Genomic DNA, 19,852 nt, shown 5'->3' on the forward strand with positions numbered 1-19,852 from the left:
CATGGCACCAGAGGTTCATGAAGCTCAGTCTCGAGCAGCCACCGATCGGCTGATCCTCGGCAAAAGGATTCGACACTTTCGCACTCAAGCAGGCCTGACGCTCGAGCAGCTCGGCAATCGCGTGGGCGTCGTGGCGAGTCAGCTCTCCCTCGTCGAGAACGGCCGCCGCGAGCCCAAGCTGTCCCTCCTCCAGGGCATCTCGCGCGAACTCGACGTTGACCTCAGCGCGCTCCTCAGCAGCGAGGCTCCCGATCATCGCAGCGCGCTCGAGATCGAACTCGAGCGCGCCCAGGCCAGCCAAAATTACCTCCAGCTCGGTCTCCCCCTGATTCGCTCCCCCAAGTCACTCGGCGACGATTCGCTTGAGGCCATCGTCGGGCTGCACCGCGAACTTGGCCGCCGCTCGCGCGCGGCGGCGGCGACGCCCGAAGAGGCCCGCCGGGCAAACACCGCGATCCGGCACCAGATGCGCGAAAAGAACAACTATTTGCCAGATATCGAACGTGCTGCTGAGGAACTCATGGCACGTGTCGGCCACACCGGCGGCGCCGTCACGCACCGAATGGTCGCGGTGCTCGCGGAACTCCTCGGCTTCACCCTGATCTTCGTGGACGACCTCCCCTCGAACACGCGCAGCATCACCGACCTTGAGAACGGGCGCATCTATTTGCCCCCGGCTTCGATCCCTGGTGGGCACGGCCTGCGCTCGCTCGCGCTCCAGGCGATGGGCCACCGGGTGCTGCAGCACGACCGGCCAGTCAGCTACGCCGAGTTCCTCGCTCAGCGCCTGCAGATCAACTACTTCGCGTCGGCTTGCCTCATGCCCGAGCTCCCCGCAGCCGAGTTCTTGCTGCAGGCGAAGGAGAACCGCAATCTCGCGATCGAGGACTTCCGCGACGCCTTCGGCGTGACGCACGAGGCCGCTGCGCACCGGTTCACGAACCTCGCTACCCGGCACCTCGACCTGCGTGTGCACTTCATGCGCGCCGACGCGGACGGGGCCCTCACTCGCGGGTACGAGAACGACGGCATGCCACTGCCCGAAGACCCGACCGGATCGATCGAGGGGCAGATCCTGTGCCGGAAGTGGCCCGCACGCACCGCGTTTGAACGCACGAACCGCACAAGCGAGTTCTACCAGTACACCGACACCCCCGATGGCACTTTCTGGGAGAGCGTGCAGACGGGTGACGCGGGGCCCAACGGCACATACTCCATCAGCTTTGGCGTGCCATTCGACGACGCGAAGTGGTTCCGCGGCCGCGATACCGGTATTCGCACCTTCTCGACCTGCCCGGACGAATCATGCTGCCGCACCCCGCAGGCGGAGCTTCTGAACCGCTGGCAGGATCACGCCTGGCCGAGCGCGCGCATGCACGCCCACGTGCTCGCTCCCCTGCCGACCGGCTCGTTCCCCGGTGTCGATGACACCGTGATGTACGAGTTCCTCACCCGTCACGCGCCCGAGTAGAAGGCGCGTCCTGCGGATCGTCCGCTCCGAGGCACAGCGGGGACCGGCGGGTCAGCCCGTCAACATCGGCACCGCGGTCACGCCGTGGTGATCGGCGAGCTCCCGTGAGAGGTGTTCGGCGAGGTGTTCGTCGCCAAAGCGATACGACACCCAGAGGTCAACATCGGCGATCGCGAGCGCTCGAAGTTGCTCCGCCACCGCCCTGGCCTCCACCGCGCGCGTGGCAGAGACGATCAGCACGGGGCGGTAGAGATCTCGGTCGGCGAGCCGCAGCATGTGCTGCCAGTCGGCGTGCCGGAATCCCTCCGCGTCGGCGCGAATGGGCAGCAGGTGCGGGAGCATGCGCGCGGACGGCGCCTCGGGCGACGCACCCGTCGGCATGAGGCTCGCGAGCGTCGTGGAACTCGCGGCCTCCACGAAGGTATCGCGCTCTGCGGCAATGGTGACGACGTCGATGGGAGTGACGCTGCGCCTGACCGGTCGGCCGCTCGGCAGCTCCCCGCGCAGGTGTCCGGCACACACCTCGACGGGAAACGCCGCGAGCGGCTCAACGCTCTCCTGGCCGCGGAGGCGGTCCAGGTTCTCCCTGCGATACTGCGAGGGCGTGCAGGCAAACCAAGACCTGAATGCCCGAGTGAAGTACTTCACGTCGGAGAAGCCGCACGCGGCAGCGATACTCACCATCGTGTCTTCGGTCTCGAGCAACAACACCTCCGCCCTCCACAGCCGGACGTTCGTGAGGAGATCGCTAAAGCTCATCCCTGTCGATTCGCGGGCGATGCGGGACAACGCACTCTTGCTGTAATGCAGCTGCTCGCTCACGAGGTCGAGCACGTTGCGCTCAGCCGCGTGCTCGCGCAGCAACGCAGTGACCGCGCGAATGAGCGATCGGCGGCTCTGATTGAGCGTGCGGCGCCGATCGTAGTAGTGCTCGACGCCGTACGAATCGAGCATCTCCCCGAGCAAGCGCTCAACGAGTGGGATGCGCGCCGCGGGCTCGGCGCAGAAGATCGCCAGGAGTTGCTCGCGCTGGGACGTCTCGGTGCCCAGGTACCGCGGCAGGTCGAACGACTCGCAGGCGAAGATCGCGCCGTGTAGTTGCGGGAATCCCGGCAGAAAGGCAGCAAGCTCGAGTTGCAGGACGGCGATCAGCGTGTCCTCGCCGCCCTCGAAGACGTGCATGTCACCCGCGTTGAGCAGGGCGTAGTCGCCCTCCTCCAGCACAAACCGTTCACTGCTCACCCGCACGCTGAGCTCGCCGCGCAGCACGTAGACGAGCTCGATTACCTCGGGATGCCGGTGCACCGAAGTCGTTCTCACCGCGTAGGCTTCGACGGAAATCCCACTGTCTCCCCGCCGCATTCGCACAGACAGCAGTTTAACCCGCGCCTGTCACCAGCCCGGGAGTGTGCCCGAGATCAGGCGCCCCTCAAACACCACGGCCTCACAGTGGATGTCGCCGAGAGCGCCCGGTTCGACCGCAAACAGATCGTCACTGAGAACTGCCAGGTGCGCCAATTTGCCCACCTCGAGCGATCCCGCCTGATGGTCAATCCGCAGCTGCTTCGCGCCGTGCGTCGTGTACCCCGCCAGGAGCAGCTCGCGCGAGAGGCTGGCCTCCGGCGCGGGGCGCACGCTTCCGGGGTAACGGTTCCCGTCGAGCGGGTAGTCGGGGTCGACCCGCGTCGAAGCGACTTGCATGCCGAAGAGTGGGGCGGCGCGCTCCATCTCGTATCGGGTGGTGACATCACTCGCCAGCGTCAGCATCGCACCGCTGTCGACCATCTGGTTGAACTGGTACATCCGGCTCCATCGGTCCTCGCCGAGGTGCGCGATCGCGCCCTCGCCGAAGTAGCCACCCGACCAGTGCGGGGTCCAGTTGATGAAGATCCCGAGTTCGGCGGGACGATGCATGTCCTCGGGATCGACGAGTTCGCAGTGCGCAAAGGTGACCTGTGTGTCCCAGGACTCGCCGGCCTCCGCGGCACTCGCTCGGGCGAGTGCGACGGCGTCGCACGCGGTGCGGAAGGCGCGGTCGCCGACGAGGTGGATGTGGACGTCGATGCGCTCGCGGTTGCACAGCTCGAGACAGGCATGTAACTCGGCGACGTCCATCTGGATCTCACCGAGGTCGACCGCCCCGTCCGCGGGCGAGTGTCCCCCGCACATCGGCTCGAGCACCGCGCTGTTCCCCGTCTCGTTGGTGCCGTCGAGAAACAGTTTGAGCGCGTTCACACGGATCCGATCGCCCCCGTACTCGGCGTTCAGCCGCTGCGCACGCGCGATCGCCGCGGGGAGATCAGCACGCGAGCGAAAGCGAAGGGCGCCCTCGTAGTGCAGGTTGAGTTCGCCCCTGCGGTCGAGCTCGGCAAGCGACTTCACGACGTCTTCATCAGCCAGCATGGCGTCAAAGAGGGCCGTGACGCCACTCTTCGCCAGAAAACTCAGAAATGTCTCCAGCGTCTCAGGCGTCATCTGCTCGGGAGGAGTCCACCCCAAGTTGCGATACATCGTGTCCATGAAGCGCAGCTGCACCAGCTCCAGAAGATGTCCGGTGGGCTCACCCTGCTCGTCGCGCACGAACATTTCGAGCCCCGGCACCGGATCAGGGGTGTCCCGGTTCACCCCCATGTATTCGAGCGCCTTGCTGTTCACCCAGCTCGCGTGCTCACTGAAGTCTTGCAGCAAGACCGGGCGGTCCGAGACCACGGCGTCCAGGAGTTCCTTGGTCGGCTGCCCGTCGCCAAACAGGGTGCTGGGGTAGTACTCAAAGTACAGAAACGGCATTTCTTCCCTCGGATGTGCGGCCGCATAGTCACGCACGAAGTCAAGGATCTCCGTGACGTCGTCCGTCCACGGCAAGCGGGTATGCCAGGCGCTCTTCGACACCATCTCGGGGTGAGTGTGGCTGTCGATAAAGCCGGGAACCACGACGCGTCCTCCGAGGTTGATCTCGCGAAGCACCGGCGCGGCGCAGGCGGCATCGCGCATCGCGACGAATCCGTCGCGCTCCCCCGCGAACACGATCCTGCCGTCGACGACCGCAAGGGTGTCTACGACGCGGTTCGTCGCGTCCTGCGTGTGAATCACGCCACCGGTGAGGAGGAAGTTCACGCGCTGTGCTCCGAGACTCGTGCGGCAGCGGCGTTGGCAGGCGCCTCAGTATCCCCATCATCGAATCGCATCTCGCCCGGAAGCGTGCGGAACCCTCGGCTGATCACTCCAAGATAGATCACTCCGACGAAGAGCCAGATGCCGCCGAGGACTTTGGCTTGCAGGTCGATGTTCCACCACAGCACCAGGTTGACGAGGATCCCGATCGCGGGCAGCACGAGAAACTTGCACAGGTCCGCCCGGCTGCGTCGTCCCTCACGGATCACGTAGTGGCTGATCACCGCGTAGTTCACCAAGATGAAGCCGGTGATGGCGCCGAAGCTCGTCAGCGAGGCCGCCCCCAGCAGGTTGTCGGCGTAGAAGACCGCAGTGAGCGAGAGCGCCCCGGTAAGCAGGATGTTGTTGACAGGGGTGCCGAAACGTTGAGACACCTGCCCGAAGAACCGCTGCGGCAGGATCGCGTCGCGCCCCATGCTGTACAGCACGCGCGAGACCGCTGCGATCGCCGCGGTGCCCGCGAGAATACTCGCCAGCTGATCGGTGACGAAGAAGGTGAGCGAGAGCGACTCCCCACCAATCATGGGCAGCAGCTCAAAAATGCCCGTGTCTGGATCTGCCAGGTCGCGGTACGCCGTGGGCCAGGCGATCTGCAGGAAGTACGCGATTATCGCGAACGCGATGCCGGCACCAAAGCAGACGATCATGATCGCCCGGGGCACCGTCTTTGCCGGTTCCTCGGTCTCTTCGGCGAGCGTAGTGACCGCGTCGAAGCCGAGGAACGACACGGCGAGAATTGAGCTGGCCCAGAGCAGACTTCCTCCGTCGAGGCGCACGACATCGACGATCGCCTCAGGAACGATCAGTGATGTACTGCCCCCGCCGCTCGCCACGAAGCCCACAATGAGTCCGATCAACACGATGCAAAAGACCGCCTGCAGGGATACGAGGACGATGTTGATCCGGCCGGAAATGCGCGCGCCCAGAATGTTGATCGTCACCCCGAACGCGGCGGCCAGCACCACCCAAATCACCGTGGGGACCGCTGGCACGTACTCGTTCATGTAGATACCGAAGAGCAGGAAACAGATCATTGGCAGCAAGAGATAGTCGAGCAGCAACACCCATCCGGTGCCGAACCCGATCCACGGGTTTACCGCTCGCCGCACGTAGCTGTAGGCAGAACCCGACACGGGAAACGCCCGCACCATTTGCGCGTACGCGTACGCGGTGAAGAACATCACTCCCATGGTGATGAGATAGGCGAGCGCCATCATGCCGCCGGTCAGGCTGGTCGCGACGCCGTAGTAATTGAACACCACCGTGGGCGCCAGATAGGCAAACCCGAACGCCACCAGGTGCTTCAGCGACAGTACTCGCTTCAGCCCGCTCTTTCCTGCACTCATGTGTGCCTCCTCCTTGAGTCTCGGCGCCGCGCGCGCTCCGAAACCGTTCGAAATCGCGACGTGAATCCGCGCCAGTGAACAACGTACTGACGTGAGGGGCGCCTCGGACATGACGATCAGGGCGGCGCAACATGCTCATGCGATCAATCTGCCGATTCGATCGCGTGTGGGCGACAATAGGGCCAGGCTGGGCCGAAAAACACCACAGCGCCGCGTGCCCTTTCGGGTCACGCGGCGCTGTGGTCGTGCGGTGTCGACTACGCCTTGGGGCGCGAGGCGAACTCCTCGAACAGTGCGCGGGGCTGCTGCACTGCCTCGATGTTCACCATGTCGCGGCCGAGGAAGAAGTGTCCGACCCAGCCACCGAACACGCGCCACTTGCGCTCCCACGACGGGATCGCGAGGCCGTGGTAGAAGCGGTGCGCGAGCCAAGCAAAGTAGCCCGTGAGCGCGAACTTGCCCGACTGGAACACGCCGGTGTTCACGCCGAGGCCGGCGACCGCGCCCAAGTTCTTGTGGTTGTACTCCACCACGCCCTCGCCGCGCAGGTCAGCGACGATGTTCTTCGCGAGCAGTTTGCCCTGGCGAACCGCGTGCTGTGCGTTCGGAACGCAGAACCCGCCGGGGCCGGGGGTCGAAGAGATGTCGGGGGTCTGCGACGTGTCGCCGACCGTCCAGGCACCCTCGAGTGCCTCGCCGGCCTCGGTGGTGATGCGGAGCTCCGGGCTGCCGATGACGTGGCCGCGGGGGCCAATCGGGAGGTCCGTGCCGCGCAGGAACGGACGGGGCATGACGCCGGCGGTCCAGACAATGAGGTCCGACTCGAACGACTCACCGGTCGAGAGCTCAATCTTGCCGTCCACAGCGGAGGAAAGCTGCGTGTCGAGGTGAATCTCGACGCCGCGACGGGTCTGATCCTTGATCACCCAAAGCGAGGTCTCAAGCGAAACCTCGGGCATGATGCGACCCATGGCCTCGATGAGGTGGAACTTCGTCTCGTCAAAGCTGAGCTCCGGGTACCGGCGCAGCAGCGACGACGCGAACGAGCGCAGCTCGGAGATCGTCTCGATACCGGCGAAGCCGCCACCCACGACAGTGACCGTGAGCAGGCGCTCGCGCTCCGCCGACCCCTTGGGCAGGCTCGCTGCGCGCTCGAAGTTGCCGACCAGGCGATCGCGCACTGCGACGGCCTCCTCGATGGTCTTCATGCCAATCGCGTTGTCGGCGATGCCGGCGATCGGGAACGTGCGCGACACCGAACCGGTGGCGATCACGATGTGGTCATACGCGAAGTCGAATGCCTCGCCGACGTTCGGGGTGATCGTAACGGACTTGTTTGCGTGCGAGATCGCGGTGACCTTGCCCGCGATGTTCGCGGTGCTCTTGAGGTGACGGCGACGAGCGACCACCGCGTGGCGGGGCTCGATCGAGCCGGAGGCAACCTCGGGCAGGAAGGGCAGGTACGCCATGTAGGGAAGCGGGTCGACAATCGTGACCTCGGCCTCACCGGCACGCAGCCACTTCTCCAGCTTCCACGCAGTGTAGAAGCCGGCGTAGCCGCCGCCAACGATCAGAATTTTCTTCGACACGAAAGTCGCTCCTTGGAACACGAATCAGCACAGGGATCCGCGCGATCCGGCCATGGACCGCGCACGCGGTCGGGCACAGGCGCACCCGAACTTAGCCATCCTATCCGCGATCAGGCACGGAGCCGCACACCTCGCGGAACCACGGCCGCATTCCCGCACATTCTGCGACGGGAGCGCCGATCTCGGCCGAGTAGACGGACCTACGGTCGCCAGTCCGCACGTTCGAGCGCGAGGTCACCGATGGGATTGACACCGGGACCGGCCGCGAGCGCGTGTCCGATAAGCGCGTGCAGGCACTTCACGCGGGTCGGCATTCCCCCGGCGCTCACTCCGTGCAGCTCGGGCACCTCGCCGACGGTCTCGCGGTCAGCGATGTATGCCAAGTGCGCGGCGGCGTACTTCGCGCGCAGTTCCTCGTCGTCCTGCAGCATCTGGTTGAACTCCACCATGACGCCCTCGGCCTCGAGGCGCGAGGCGGCGGTGACCGCACCCGGGTGGCTCAGGTAATAGAACGTGGGGAACGGGGTGCCGTCGTCCAGACGGGGCGCCGTCGCGACAACGGTGGGCTCGCCGGTGCGCGTGCGCGCGGCGATGCCGACGACTCCGCGAGCCTGGCGACCGAGCTGCTCACTCACGGCCGCAATGTCGGCCTCGGTGGGCTCGGGCAAGGGCAGGGGCAGCCTGGTCATTTCGATGTCTCCTTCGTCCCTGACGCAGCAGGGGGTATGTCACCGGACGCATCGTCCGGAGTGTGGCCCGTGGTGCCGGCAATCAGCACCGACGACACCAAAGTCTTTGCCCAGTTCCGCTCAACGGCGGTGAGCTCGGCGCTCGGGACGTCGTCTGAGCCGTCCGGGATCACGACATCGTCGATCACGCTGAGCTGGGTCTCGCCCGGCAGCACGTAGAACAGTCGGTCTCGCGCCTGGGCGCGAATATAGGCCGGGTCTTTCCATTTCACGCGCTCTTGGTCGATCGTTTCGACCGATTCGCGGTGCAGCCGGACGCTTTCGCGCAACTCGGAAATCTCACGGCGCTGCTGCACGAACGTCGACACGCTCGGGCTCACGATCACCGCACCGGCGATCGTGAGCCCGACGAGCATGAGAGTAAACCCGCTGAAGCGGAGGCTGCCCAGCCATTCGGCGACATCCTCCCGCGCGCGTCGACCTCTCGGCTCCCGTGTCATCGGTTCGTGGGCTGCTTAGGCCGTGAAGCGCGGGAACGCACCTCGGCCGGCATACGCTGCGGCGTTCCCCAGCTCCTCCTCGATGCGGAGCAGCTGGTTGTACTTCGCGACCCGGTCGCTGCGCGCGGGGGCGCCGGTCTTGATCTGGCCGCAGTCGGTCGCGACGGCAAGGTCGGCGATCGTGACGTCTTCGGTCTCGCCCGAGCGGTGCGACATGACGGCGGTGTAGCCGGCGCGCTGCGCCATCTGCACGGCGTCAAGCGTCTCGGTCAGCGTGCCGATCTGGTTGACCTTCACCAGGATCGAGTTGGCGGTTCCCTGCGCGATGCCGTCGGCGAGGCGCTTCGGGTTCGTGACGAAGAGGTCGTCACCCACGAGCTGCACCTTGTCGCCCAGTTCGGCGGTCAGCTGGTTCCAGCCCTCCCAGTCGTCCTCGGCGAGGGGATCCTCGATCGAGACGAGCGGGTACTTTGCCATGAGGTCGGCGTAGTAAGCGATCATATCTGCGGCCGAGCGCTTCTGGCCCTCGAACGTGTAGACACCGTCCTCGTAGAACTCGGTCGACGCGACGTCGAGCGCAAGCGCGACGTCGGTGCCCGGGACATAGCCGGCACGCTCGATCGCCTCGACGATCAAGTCCAGGGCCGCGGCGTTGTGGGGCAGATCGGGGGCGAAGCCACCCTCGTCACCGAGGGCAGTAGTGAGGCCCTTCTCCTTGAGCAGCGCCTTGAGCTCGTGGTACACCTCGACGCCCCAGCGCAGGCCCTCCGAGAAGCTCTCGGCGCCGAGGGGCACCGCCATGAACTCCTGAATGTCGACGCCGGTGTCGGCGTGGGCGCCACCGTTGATGATGTTCATGAGCGGCACGGGCAGCGTGCGCGCGTTCGGGCCGCCCAGGTAGCGGTACAGCGGAAGCGCGGCCGACTCGGCAGCGGCCTTCGCCACCGCGAGGCTGACGCCCAGGATCGCGTTCGCGCCGAGCTTCGACTTGTTGTCCGTGCCGTCGACCTCGATGAGCGCCTGATCGACCAGGCGCTGGTCATCAGCGGCGAAGTCGTCAATCGCCGGGCCGAGCACGTCAAAGACAGCGTCGACTGCCTTCAAGACACCCTTGCCTGCGTAACGGTCGGGGTTGCCGTCGCGCAGCTCAAATGCCTCGAACGCGCCAGTCGATGCGCCCGAGGGCACCGCCGCACGGCTTACCGTTCCGTCCGTCAGGCCGACCTCGACCTCGACGGTCGGGTTGCCGCGCGAATCGAGGATCTCGCGTGCGATCACTGCGTCGATAAATGCCACCGGGCGCTCCTTAGCGTGGGGAATGAATGCGGGGTTTCAGGCAGAAAATGCCGTCCCCGGTAGTGTACCGGGCGCACACTGACACTCGCCTCGCGCGGCGCGCCTACTCGGCCTCCATGCCGGCTGCGGCCGCTTCCATGTCCATGAAGAAGAACTCGAGGATGTTGCCGTCCGGGTCCTCGACCGCGCGGCCATACATGAACCCGAGATCCTGCGTCTCGCCGGTCAGCGCGCCCCCGTGCGAGAGCGCCGCATCGACAATTGCGTCAACCGCCACCTTCGAATCACGGCTGAACGCGGTGCGCACCTGCGTGAACTGTGCGGGGTCAGCGATCGGCTTTCCGCCAAAGCTGTCGAAGAACTCGGGGAGCAGCATCATGAAATAGATCTCGTCGCTCCAGATCACACAGATCGCGTTTTCATCTGAGAACTGCGGGTTGATCGTGCAGCCGAGCGCCTCGTAAAAGGTCTGCGAACGCGCGAGATCACGAGTGGTGAGATTGACGAACACTTGACTGGTCACGTGGCCTCCTTGCCGGGCGACGCGGTCCGCGCCGATGCCCACCATCGTGCGCCCTTGGCGGCCCACGGTCAAGAGGTTTGGCTGATCCCGCCGGGTTTCCCAGGGGCGCGTTCCCCCGGGCAGGATCCTGCCGCTAGACCTCTCGAAGCTCGAGCGCGGCCGCGTCGCTCACACCCGCACGCACCGAGGCAAAGCGCGTAAAACCCGCGTCCCGGATGCGCGCGAGCAGCGTCTTCATATTCTTCTGGCGCTTCTCGAGACGCACGCGGTGCCCGCGACTCACGAGCTCCCGCTTGATCGCCGCGAGGTCGGCAGGAGCCGCGTCGGCGTCGTAGACGAGGGCGATCGACTCGGGGCCGATCTCGCCCGGCACGTCGATCAGGTCGACGACGCGCTCAAAGCCGATCGAGAAGCCGGCGGCCGGCACGTCCTCGCCGAGGAAGCGGCCGATCATGCCGTCGTAACGGCCGCCGCCGCCCACCGAGCTGCCCGAGCCCGGGTGCGCGATCTCGTAGATCGTGCCGGTGTAGTAGCCCATGCCGCGCACGAGCGACGGGTCGAAGCGGACGGTCACGCCGTTTGGGAGCGCCCCTTCCAGGGCGGCGCCAAGCTCGGCGAGGCTGGCGACGCCCTCCTCAGCTGCCCCCGCGGGCAGGACCTCGCGAATTGCCTGCTCGGTGAGCGGAATTCCGTCGCCCTCGAGGCGCGGCGCGATGTCGTTCAAGACGGAGCCGATGCTCGCTGCCGCCGCCGCGTCGATTTCGGCGAGCTCGGCAACCACGCCCTCGGCGCCAATCTTGTCGAGCTTGTCGATCGTGATGAGCGCGCGCTCGTGCGTGTCGGCGGCGAAGCCGCAGTGCTCGAGGAGGCCGAAGAGGATGCGGCGGTCGTTCACGCGGATGACGCAGCCGTTGAGGCCGAGCGCCGCCAACGCCTCGCTCGTCGCGGTGACGAGCTCGACCTCAGCCAGCAGGCCGGACTCGCCAATGATGTCGATGTCAGCCTGGACGAACTGGCGGTAGCGCCCCTTCTGGGGGCGCTCGGCGCGCCAGACCGGGGCGATCTGCAGCGAACGGAAGACGGGCGGCAGCTGGGCGCGGTTGGTCGCGTAGTAGCGCGCGAGCGGCACGGTGAGGTCGAAACGGAGGCCCAAGTCGGCGAGCTGCTCGACCTCGCCCGCCTCGGTTGCTGCGGCGAGCGCCTCGGGCGTGATCCCGCGCTTCAGGATGGAGAAGGACAGCTTCTCGTTGTCCCCACCCAGGCCGGAGTGCAGGCGCGCGTGATCTTCGACCACGGGCGTCTCGATCTCGTCGAAGCCGTTCGCGCGGTACACGCCGCGGATCACGCCGAGCGCGTGTTCGCGCCGCGCCTTGTCGGCGGGGAGGAAATCACGCATGCCACGGGGAGGGTGTACCTGGGTTGCCATGGAGAACATTCTTCCATGTTCGGGGCGCTGGGAATATTGTGCTGCGTTTGCGGCACAAGTTGTGCTAGTTTTGCCACACAAGTTTGCGAGGAAGGTTGGACATGCAGATTCTCGATTCGCTCGCCGTTGGATTGCGTTATCTCGTTCTGGCGCTGCCCCCGGTGGAGATCGCCCTCACGCTCGGCATCATCATCTTCGGCCTCACCTGGGTCCGCCCGCGCCGCATCGTCTCGCTCCCCACGAGCGGACGGCGTATGCGGACCCTATTTCACGTCGGGGTCTCGGGATCTCTTGGCATCGTCGCCGTCGCAACCGCGGCAACGTGGCTCTCGTACCTGCATGCGTTCCCCGACCCCACGGGATTCGGCGGATGGTGGCGCCGCCCGGCGCCTCTCATCGCGACCCTGCTCGTGATCGCGGTCACCGCTGTATCGCTTCGGTCCGAGCCACTGCCCGCCCCGGGCGAACGGGCGATCACCCCGCGCCGACGCTGGTGGGCTTTTGCACCTCGCGCGCTACTCGGTGTTTTGCTCTCGGCGGCCGCATTACTTCTCGTCACGGTGGCCTGGCAGGGACTCATCGGAGTCCCCGCCCCACAAGACGCGAACCTCTACGGAAACGTGCCCGCGTCGACTGACCTCCCCCTATTCATGGTCATGCAGGGCGGCATGGGCTACGTCGCCGGGGCCGGGTGGCCAAACCACCTACTCACGCTCATCACGCTTGCTGCCGCGGCGGCTGCGCTAATCCTGACTCTCGGACACGACGCGAATCGCCCAATCCCAGCACGCGCATCAGCCGCGCAGGTGAACGAGGAACGCTCGTCCACCGCGCGCATGCTGATCTGGGTCGGACTCGGTGGGCTCTTGCTCACCCTCGGGGCGGTGTGGGCCCACACGGGCTTCATCGGGCAGATCATCGTGGGCGTGGTCGAGGACAACGGCGATCGGCCGTTTCCGGAACGCTTTGTGGTCGGCACCGGGTATCAAGACATCGCCGCGTGGATGCATAAAGGCGGGTACGTGGTGCAGGGAATCGGTGCGGCGATCCTGCTGCGACTCGCAGTCGATACGGTTCGTGCGCGGCGGGCGCTGCGGGGCTCCACTGAAGCTGAATCCTCCGCGCCCGAGGCCCTCGCATCCACTGCCGGGGAGCGGCCATGACCGAGCATCTCCCTGCCGATCAGTCGACCTCACCCCGCACCGCCGACGAGATCGTCGAACTCTTTCGCGGAGCCATCAGCACCGGACAGCTCGGCAGCGGCGAGCGCCTGCCTACCGTACGGCAGACCGCGAAGGACTTCGGAGTCGCTCAGGCCACAGCGGCCAAGGCGTACCGAGCGCTTGAGCAGGAGGGTCTGGTAGTCACGCGAACCGCAGCGGGGACCCGCGTGGCGCCGGGCGCCGGGGTTGCCCCGCAGGCCGTCGTCGAGGGGGCGCGCTCGCTCGCCGAAGCGGCTCAACGAGGCGGGACATCGATCGACGACGCGATCGCTGTGCTCCGTGCGGTGTGGGGAGAGCAGGGAACCTAGGCGCCTAAAGCATGTCCGGCAGCACCCGGGCGGCCATGCGGTCGACGGCGCCTCTGAGCGCGCGGTCAGGGTCGACCCCTGCCGCGTTCGCCCGGGAGACGAGCGCGAGCATCGCGTCGCCAATTCCCACCTCGGCGATGCGGCGCTCGTCGGGCCCCACGGCATGCGCGAGCGGGTCACCCACGACCCCGGCGCCGGCGGACGGGTCAAGCAGTCGCGCGCGCTTCAGCCGCTCCACGACCTTCGCCGCGCGCGCAAGCGTCGGCATGCCCGCCGGAATCCCGTCGAGCGCACCCCGACTGCCCCGGATCTCCCCCGCGGCGTCCTCCTTGAGGCGCTCCCACTCGGCATTGAGTTCTTCGACGGACATGTACCCTCGCTCGCCAAAGACGTGCGGGTGACGCGCGATGAGCTTCTCGTTGAGCGCGCTCGCCACGCTTTCGAGGGAGTACCCCTCACCGTCGCGCTCGGCGATCGCCGCGTGAAATAGCACCTGGTAAAGCACATCGCCGAGCTCGCCCGACACCTCGGCGGCGGGCCGGTCCCGTTCGATTGAGTCGATGAGCTCCGCGGCCTCCTCCACGAGGAAGGGGGTGAGCGACTCGTGGGTCTGCACACCGTGCCAGGCGCAGCCGTCTGGCGCCGCCAGCCTCCGCACCGTTTCGCGCACTTGGTCGAGGGGATCCTGGTGGGTATTGCCTGCTCCATCACGCATATTGGCATGCTATCGCGCCCCCTTGGCAGTCTCGATGGAGCGCGCGAGCCGACCGAGAAACGGCGCAGGATCCCGGAGGTCCCGGGCGACCACCCGCAGCACGCGCCACCCGGCATCGGTCATTCGCTCCCAGCGTTCGACGTCTCTTCGCGCCTGAGACTCGCCGCCAGTGAAGTGATATTGGCCCTCGTACTCGATCGCGATCTGCAGCGCGTCATAGCCGAGGTCCGCGTGGAGGTCGCCACCGCTGACTGGCACCGGGCAGTTCGTGCGGGGCTCGGGCAGTCCACCGCCGACGATGATGAGGCGCAGCTGGGTCTCGGCCGGCGAGTCCACTCCGGTCCGAATCTTCGGGATCGCGAGCGTCAGGCTTCGCATGCCGCGAGAGCCGCGGTGCCGGATCATGGCCGCGCGGATCCTGCCGAAACTGCTCGGCGCGGCCGCCTTCCACCCGGCACCGGTGTGTCGCTCGCTGACGAGGAAGTCGCCGATCGCGATGAGCTGCCCGTGCGGCAGGATCGAGCCGAGCAGGCACCAGGTGTCCTCGGGGGAAGCGACGGGGAGGCCGCGGAGCTGTTGGATGCGGACGCGGCCGGCCGTGACGGAGTGCCCCGCAATCTCTGGCCGCCGCGGCGCGCGGCGAGGGTGGATAGAGCAAATGTCCAGGAGGTTTGGCTCCTCACCAAAACTCGGCATGCCCCACAGGCTCGCGGCCGTGCGGCGGGAGAAAAACTGGTCGGGAGACAACACCGGCAGCATCGATCGGCATCGTCCGTCGATCGTTTTCAAATCGATCTCGCTCGTCGGCGGGATCACGATTCCATGCGCAGGACGTGCGATGTCCCCAAGATAGAGCCGCCGGGCGGGAACCCCGGCCCGTAGGAGGTCACGCACTCGGTAGGAGGGACCGTCGAGTGGCGGGAAAGCGGAACGCTTCGTCATTCAGCAACTGTGCGTCACCCATCACGCCCACGGCAGGAGAAATCGAATCTGTGGATAACTCGAGACCCCGTCGGCGCTCCTGTCGCGCGTCAATTCGTTTCGATGCGTCACATCCTTGCGGTCCTGGGGTACCGCACCCGTACTTTGCGTCAACTCGATAGATATTGACGCGTCGACGATTGGGGCGGAAGCCAGCCACACCGAGACCGCTGCCGCGGCGCGCTTCGCCCGCCTTGCCCACAGCTGGGCAGGGCAAGTTCTCCGCGAAAAGCAGCGCTAGGCGGTGGGGGCAGCGGCCGGAGCCGGCTCCTCCAGGATCGTCTCAAAGACCCGGCCCACCCAGGCCACCACGTCGCCGTCCTCGGCCGAAGCCGGCCCTCGCCGCAGTCCGACCCCGGCGAGCGGACTCGAGCCCGGGCCACGGCCAGCGAGCACCGCGGGAAGCGGAATCGAAATCACCGAGGGCGACACCACCTTCGATCCCGGGTACATGCGCGACAGGCGCATCACCCGCGACTCGGGAAGCGACACCGGCTCCAGGCGCAACGACGGGCCCGCAGCCACCACCTTAGAGAGACCCAGGCGCGAGGCGCGACGGCGCAGTGCCGACACCTCAGCCAGGCGGGTGACCTCCTCGGGCGGCGCACCGTATCGGTCCGTCAGCTCCTCAAGCACCAGCGACACGTGATCCTCCGGCGCGTGCGGGTGTGAGGCGGCCGAGAACTTTTGGTACGCCTCGAGGCGCAGGCGCTCGCTCTCGACGTAGTGCTCGGGGATGTGCGCGTCGACGGGCAGCTCGAGCACCAGCTCGTTCGAGCCCGACACGTCCTCTCCCTTAAACGTGCTCACGGCCTCGCCAATCATGCGCAGATACAGGTCGAAGCCAACACCCGCAATGTGCCCCGACTGCTGCCCGCCAAGCAGGTTGCCCGCGCCGCGCAGCTCGAGGTCCTTGAGCGCGACCTGCATGCCGGCCCCAAGCTCGTTGTTCGTCGCAATCGTCTCGAGCCGCTCGTGGGCGGTCTCGGTGAGCACCTTGTCGGCGTCGTACAGGAAGTAGGCGTATGCCCGCTCGCGGCTGCGCCCCACGCGCCCACGCAGCTGGTGCAGCTGGCTCAGGCCGTACCGGTCGGCCTGATCGATGATGATCGTGTTCGCGTTTGCGATGTCGAGGCCGGTCTCGACGATCGTGGTCGACACGAGCACGTCGTACTTGCGCTCATAGAAGTCGACGACCACCTGCTCGAGCTGGTGCTCGTTCATCTTGCCGTGCGCCACGGCGATGCGCGCATCGGGCACGAGCTCGGCGAGCTGCGCCGCGATGCGGTTGATCGACGACACCCGGTTGTGCACGAAGAACACCTGGCCCTCGCGCAGCATCTCGCGCCGGATCGCGGCCGAGATCTGCTTGTCGCTGCGCGGCCCAACAAACGTCAGGATCGGATGGCGGTCCTCGGGCGCCGTCGCCAGCGTCGACATTTCGCGAATGCCGGTCACCGCCATCTCCAGCGTGCGCGGGATGGGCGTCGCGCTCATCGCGAGGATGTCGACGTTCGTCTTGAGCTTCTTCAGCGAGTCCTTGTGCTCGACGCCGAAGCGCTGCTCCTCGTCGACCACCAACAGCCCGAGATCGCGGTAGCGCACGCTGTCGGTCAACAGCCGGTGGGTGCCGATCACGACGTCGACGGTGCCCGCGGCGAGGCCATCGAGGGTCTCGCGGGATTCCTTTTCCGTCTGGAAGCGGCTGAGCGCGCGCAGCTGCACCGGGAACCCGGCGAAGCGACTCTGGAACGTCTCCATGTGCTGCTTCACCAGCAGCGTCGTCGGCACCAGCACGGCGACCTGCTTGCCGTCCTGCACCGCCTTGAACGCGGCCCGGATCGCGATCTCCGTCTTGCCGAAGCCGACGTCACCCGAGACGAGACGGTCCATCGGGACGGGCGACTCCATGTCCTTCTTGACCTCGTCGATCGTGGTGAGCTGATCGATCGTCTCGGCGTAGGGGAAGGCTTCCTCGAGCTCGTGCTGCCAGGGAGTGTCGGGCGAGAAGGCGTGTCCGCGAGACGCCATGCGCGCCGAATAGAGCTTCACGAGCTCGACCGCGATGTCGCGGACCGCACTGCGCGCCTTCTTCTTCGCGTTGGCCCAGTCCGAGCCGCCCATCTTGGATAGCGGTGGGGACTCGCCGCCCACGTAGCGCGAGAGCTGATCGAGCTGGTCGGTCGGCACGTAGAGCTTGTCGGAGGGCATGCCGCGTTTAGTCGAGGCATACTCAATCACGAGGTACTCGCGCAACGACTTGGTGGCGCCCTTGCCGATGCCGTTCGGCACGAGACGCTGCGTGAGTTCCACAAAGCGGCCGATGCCGTGCGCCTCGTGCACGACGTGGTCACCAGGGATCAGCTGCAGCGGGTCGACGACGTTGCGGCCGCGGCGCTTGGCGAGCTTCGTGGGGCGGCCGGCCTGGCCACTGACGGCACGCCCGAAGAACTCGGCCTCGCTCGCAAGCACCAGCCGCGCCTCGGGGCTCTCGAACCCGACCCAAGCGGTGCCGGTCGTCACGTACGCGACGCCGGGCTCGAACTCCTCGGGTACCCGGTCAACGATGCGCGCCGCGAGGCCCGCCTCGGCAATCAGGTCGCGAGCGCGCTCGACGAGGCCCGCGCCCTGCGCGGTGACGACGGTGCGCCACCCCTCGGCGAGCCGCGCCGCAATGTGCTCGATCGCGGCCTGCGCAGGCTCGCTCCGCGCGGGCGGCGACGGCACCGCTCCCCCGCGCACCACGACGTAGCCGTGCGCCTCCGCGACGGTGTCGTCGGTGATGCCCTCGAAATTGCTGTCCGCGTCGCTCGCCGCTCCGTCGGCCTCGGCCACACCGGCAGGCGCAGGATCCGCGCTACCGGCCTGCGCCCCGACCTGTCGGGCGGGGCCGGCGCTGGCCAGCGCGTCGGCTTCTTCGTCGCGCACAAACTTCGAGAGCGTCCACCACGGGCGCTGACGAGATGCGGCGCGTACCTCGGCCATGGTGAGTAGGCCGCTATCGTCGACCGGGATGGGCGACTGCGCGCCCGCCGTCGCGGCGCCCCAGGCGGCCTCGAGGAACTCGCGGTTCGCCTCGGCGAGGTGCACCGCACGCATCGCGACGCGCTCCGGAGAGAGCACGACGACGGCTCCGCCCTCGGGCAGCAGACCGGTCAGCGGGGCGAGCCCGGGCACGAGCTGTGGGATCAGGCTCTCCATACCCTCAACCGCGATGCCCTGACTGATCTTCTCGAGCATTCCAGCGATCGTGGGGAGCTGCGGGATGAGCGCCGCCGCGCGTTCACGCACCGCGTCGGTAAGCAGCAGCTCGCGGGCGGGCGGGAGCACGATCTCGGGTACAGCGTCGCCGGCTGAGCGCTGGTCTCCGACCGAGAAGCGGCGGATATCGTCGACGTCATCGCCGAAGAAATCGATGCGGACGGCCTGCTCGGCGGTCGGCGAGAACACATCGAGGATCCCGCCGCGGACGGCGAACTCGCCGCGGCGCGTGACCATGTCGACGCGCGTGTAGGCCAGGTCGACGAGCTCGCGCGAGATCGATTCGAGGCCGATCGATGAGGCACCGGCGCGCAGCACGATGCGGCGATCGTGCGCGACCTGGGGCGAGACCGGCTGCAGGACCGCGCGGACCGAGGCGACCATGAGCAGCGGTGCGGCCGTGCCATCATGCTCGCGCAGCATGCGGAGCGCGGCGGAGCGGCGCCCGACGGTCTCGGCGCTCGGGCTCAACCGCTCGTGCGGCAGCGTCTCCCAGGCGGGGAACTCGACGGTGGCCGCGTCGGGCAAGATCGAGCCGAGCGCCTCGCGCAGGGCGTCCGCCTCGCGGCTCGTTGCCGCGACCACGAGCAGTGGCCCGGTATCCCCGGCAAGACGGCGGCGGCCGATGAGGCCGGCAATCAGGGGGGCGCGCAGGCCTTCGTCGACCGAGAAGTCGGCGTCACCGGCCGACTGATCCAGCGCCCGAGCGAATGACTCGGACGACTCGAGCGCTCGCTCGATACCGGCGAGGCTCATGCGCCCGCCTTGCCATGGAATCGCTGCTGGGTGGCGAGCAGCCCTTCACTCACGACCCCCTCGACGGCATCCGCCGCGTCGGCGATCAGGATGGGCAGGTTGTCGCGCTCAGACGAGGCAAACGGCTTCAGGACGAAGTCGGCGGGATCCTGCCGGCCCGGGGGCCGCCCGATGCCGACCCGCACCCGCACAAACTCGGGGGTATCGAGCGCCTTGGCGATATCGCGCAGCCCGTTGTGGCCGCCGTGGCCGCCGCCGATCTTGAGCTTCAGAGAATCAAAGGGAAGATCGAGCTCGTCGTGCACGACGACCAGACGCTCGACCGGTACACCGTAGTACTGGGCGAGGTTCGCGACGGGTCCGCCGGAAAGGTTCATGTAGCTGTTCGGCTTGGCCAGCACGAGCTTCGGAGCGCCGGGGGCCGTGCGCCCCTCGACCACACGGGCGTTCGCCTGGTGCGCCTTGAACGTGCCACCGATGCGCGAGGCAAGCTCGTCGAGCACCATCTGGCCGACATTGTGGCGGGTGTCTTCGTACTTCGCCCCGGGGTTTCCGAGACCGACGATCAACCAGCTGTCCTGCGCCAAGGCGTGCTCC

16 protein-coding genes are annotated in these 19,852 nt (G+C 67.1%); 3 read left to right on the forward strand and 13 right to left on the reverse strand.

Translation table 11 applies throughout. The features are described from left to right. Position 1: 1 nt before the first annotated feature. The gene (locus KOE53_RS03225; protein WP_188057356.1) at positions 2-1,471 is read left to right on the forward strand and encodes a helix-turn-helix transcriptional regulator; all 1,470 of its coding nucleotides are present in this window, start codon (positions 2-4) and stop codon (positions 1,469-1,471) included. Between the two features lie 51 nt (positions 1,472-1,522). Here KOE53_RS03225 and KOE53_RS03230 read toward each other — a convergent pair whose 3' ends face one another. From KOE53_RS03230 to hisS, 9 genes are all read right to left on the reverse strand, one after another. Beyond that, positions 1,523-2,791 (reverse strand): helix-turn-helix domain-containing protein, encoded by a 1,269-nt coding sequence (locus tag KOE53_RS03230; protein WP_188057357.1) that lies wholly within the window; start codon positions 2,789-2,791, stop codon positions 1,523-1,525. Positions 2,792-2,863: 72 nt separating this feature from the next. Continuing rightward, entirely contained in the window at positions 2,864-4,585 is a 1,722-nt protein-coding gene (locus tag KOE53_RS03235) for an amidohydrolase (protein ID WP_188057358.1), read from the reverse strand. Continuing rightward, positions 4,582-5,988, reverse strand: coding sequence for an APC family permease (locus tag KOE53_RS03240; protein ID WP_188057359.1), 1,407 nt, complete (start codon positions 5,986-5,988; stop codon positions 4,582-4,584). The genes KOE53_RS03235 and KOE53_RS03240 overlap by 4 nt, the downstream gene beginning before the upstream one ends. Before the next feature lie 257 nt (positions 5,989-6,245). Continuing rightward, positions 6,246-7,577, reverse strand: coding sequence for an NAD(P)/FAD-dependent oxidoreductase (locus KOE53_RS03245; RefSeq protein WP_188057360.1), 1,332 nt, complete (start codon positions 7,575-7,577; stop codon positions 6,246-6,248). 200 nt (positions 7,578-7,777) lie between these two features. Beyond that, positions 7,778-8,266: a DUF501 domain-containing protein gene (locus KOE53_RS03250; protein WP_188044148.1), complete on the reverse strand. Its 489-nt coding sequence runs from the start codon at positions 8,264-8,266 to the stop codon at positions 7,778-7,780. Continuing rightward, a complete protein-coding gene (locus tag KOE53_RS03255) occupies positions 8,263-8,766 on the reverse strand; it encodes an FtsB family cell division protein (protein ID WP_188044149.1) in 504 nt (167 codons plus the stop codon). The genes KOE53_RS03250 and KOE53_RS03255 overlap by 4 nt, the downstream gene beginning before the upstream one ends. A 15-nt stretch (positions 8,767-8,781) precedes the next feature. Continuing rightward, positions 8,782-10,062, reverse strand: coding sequence for a phosphopyruvate hydratase (eno, locus tag KOE53_RS03260; protein WP_188044150.1), 1,281 nt, complete (start codon positions 10,060-10,062; stop codon positions 8,782-8,784). Positions 10,063-10,165: 103 nt separating this feature from the next. Further along, entirely contained in the window at positions 10,166-10,585 is a 420-nt protein-coding gene (locus KOE53_RS03265; protein ID WP_353055567.1) for a VOC family protein, read from the reverse strand. 133 nt (positions 10,586-10,718) lie between these two features. Next, positions 10,719-12,011 (reverse strand): histidine--tRNA ligase, encoded by a 1,293-nt coding sequence (gene hisS / locus KOE53_RS03270; RefSeq protein ID WP_188057361.1) that lies wholly within the window; start codon positions 12,009-12,011, stop codon positions 10,719-10,721. A 101-nt stretch (positions 12,012-12,112) separates the two neighbouring features. Here hisS and KOE53_RS03275 point away from each other — a divergent pair, with 101 nt between their 5' ends. Both KOE53_RS03275 and KOE53_RS03280 read left to right on the forward strand, forming a co-directional pair. Further along, positions 12,113-13,174, forward strand: a complete 1,062-nt coding sequence (locus KOE53_RS03275; protein ID WP_188057362.1) for a hypothetical protein — start codon at positions 12,113-12,115, stop codon at positions 13,172-13,174. Next, positions 13,171-13,542, forward strand: a complete 372-nt coding sequence (locus tag KOE53_RS03280) for a GntR family transcriptional regulator (RefSeq protein WP_188057363.1) — start codon at positions 13,171-13,173, stop codon at positions 13,540-13,542. Before KOE53_RS03275 ends, KOE53_RS03280 begins: the two co-directional genes overlap by 4 nt. 4 nt (positions 13,543-13,546) lie before the next feature. Here KOE53_RS03280 and KOE53_RS03285 read toward each other — a convergent pair whose 3' ends face one another. The 4 genes from KOE53_RS03285 to pth form a co-directional block, all read right to left on the reverse strand. After that, complete coding sequence (locus KOE53_RS03285; protein ID WP_188057364.1) at positions 13,547-14,257, reverse strand: MazG nucleotide pyrophosphohydrolase domain-containing protein; 711 nt, start codon at positions 14,255-14,257, stop codon at positions 13,547-13,549. Between the two features lie 9 nt (positions 14,258-14,266). Further along, positions 14,267-15,199 (reverse strand): endonuclease domain-containing protein, encoded by a 933-nt coding sequence (locus KOE53_RS03290; RefSeq protein WP_188057365.1) that lies wholly within the window; start codon positions 15,197-15,199, stop codon positions 14,267-14,269. 276 nt (positions 15,200-15,475) lie between these two features. Beyond that, the gene (mfd, locus tag KOE53_RS03295) at positions 15,476-19,255 is read right to left on the reverse strand and encodes a transcription-repair coupling factor (protein ID WP_188044154.1); all 3,780 of its coding nucleotides are present in this window, start codon (positions 19,253-19,255) and stop codon (positions 15,476-15,478) included. Continuing rightward, positions 19,252-19,842, reverse strand: a complete 591-nt coding sequence (pth, locus tag KOE53_RS03300) for an aminoacyl-tRNA hydrolase (RefSeq protein ID WP_251364136.1) — start codon at positions 19,840-19,842, stop codon at positions 19,252-19,254. Before pth ends, mfd begins: the two co-directional genes overlap by 4 nt. Positions 19,843-19,852: the final 10 nt, after the last annotated feature.

This window comes from Leucobacter sp. CX87, assembly GCF_018682295.1.
GTDB lineage: Bacteria > Actinomycetota > Actinomycetes > Actinomycetales > Microbacteriaceae > Cx-87.

What these genes read in the sequence shown, in the direction of transcription:
- KOE53_RS03225 (WP_188057356.1), top strand. Translation starts at nt 2, where the DNA reads ATGGCACCAGAGGTTCATGAAGCTCAGTCTCGAGCAGCCACCGATCGG.
- KOE53_RS03255 (WP_188044149.1), bottom strand. Translation starts at nt 8,766, where the DNA reads ATGACACGGGAGCCGAGAGGTCGACGCGCGCGGGAGGATGTCGCCGAA.
- KOE53_RS03290 (WP_188057365.1), bottom strand. Translation starts at nt 15,199, where the DNA reads ATGACGAAGCGTTCCGCTTTCCCGCCACTCGACGGTCCCTCCTACCGA.
- KOE53_RS03240 (WP_188057359.1), bottom strand. Translation starts at nt 5,988, where the DNA reads ATGAGTGCAGGAAAGAGCGGGCTGAAGCGAGTACTGTCGCTGAAGCAC.
- mfd (WP_188044154.1), bottom strand. Translation starts at nt 19,255, where the DNA reads ATGAGCCTCGCCGGTATCGAGCGAGCGCTCGAGTCGTCCGAGTCATTC.
- KOE53_RS03280 (WP_188057363.1), top strand. Translation starts at nt 13,171, where the DNA reads ATGACCGAGCATCTCCCTGCCGATCAGTCGACCTCACCCCGCACCGCC.
- hisS (WP_188057361.1), bottom strand. Translation starts at nt 12,011, where the DNA reads ATGGCAACCCAGGTACACCCTCCCCGTGGCATGCGTGATTTCCTCCCC.
- KOE53_RS03275 (WP_188057362.1), top strand. Translation starts at nt 12,113, where the DNA reads ATGCAGATTCTCGATTCGCTCGCCGTTGGATTGCGTTATCTCGTTCTG.
- KOE53_RS03250 (WP_188044148.1), bottom strand. Translation starts at nt 8,266, where the DNA reads ATGACCAGGCTGCCCCTGCCCTTGCCCGAGCCCACCGAGGCCGACATT.
- KOE53_RS03285 (WP_188057364.1), bottom strand. Translation starts at nt 14,257, where the DNA reads ATGCGTGATGGAGCAGGCAATACCCACCAGGATCCCCTCGACCAAGTG.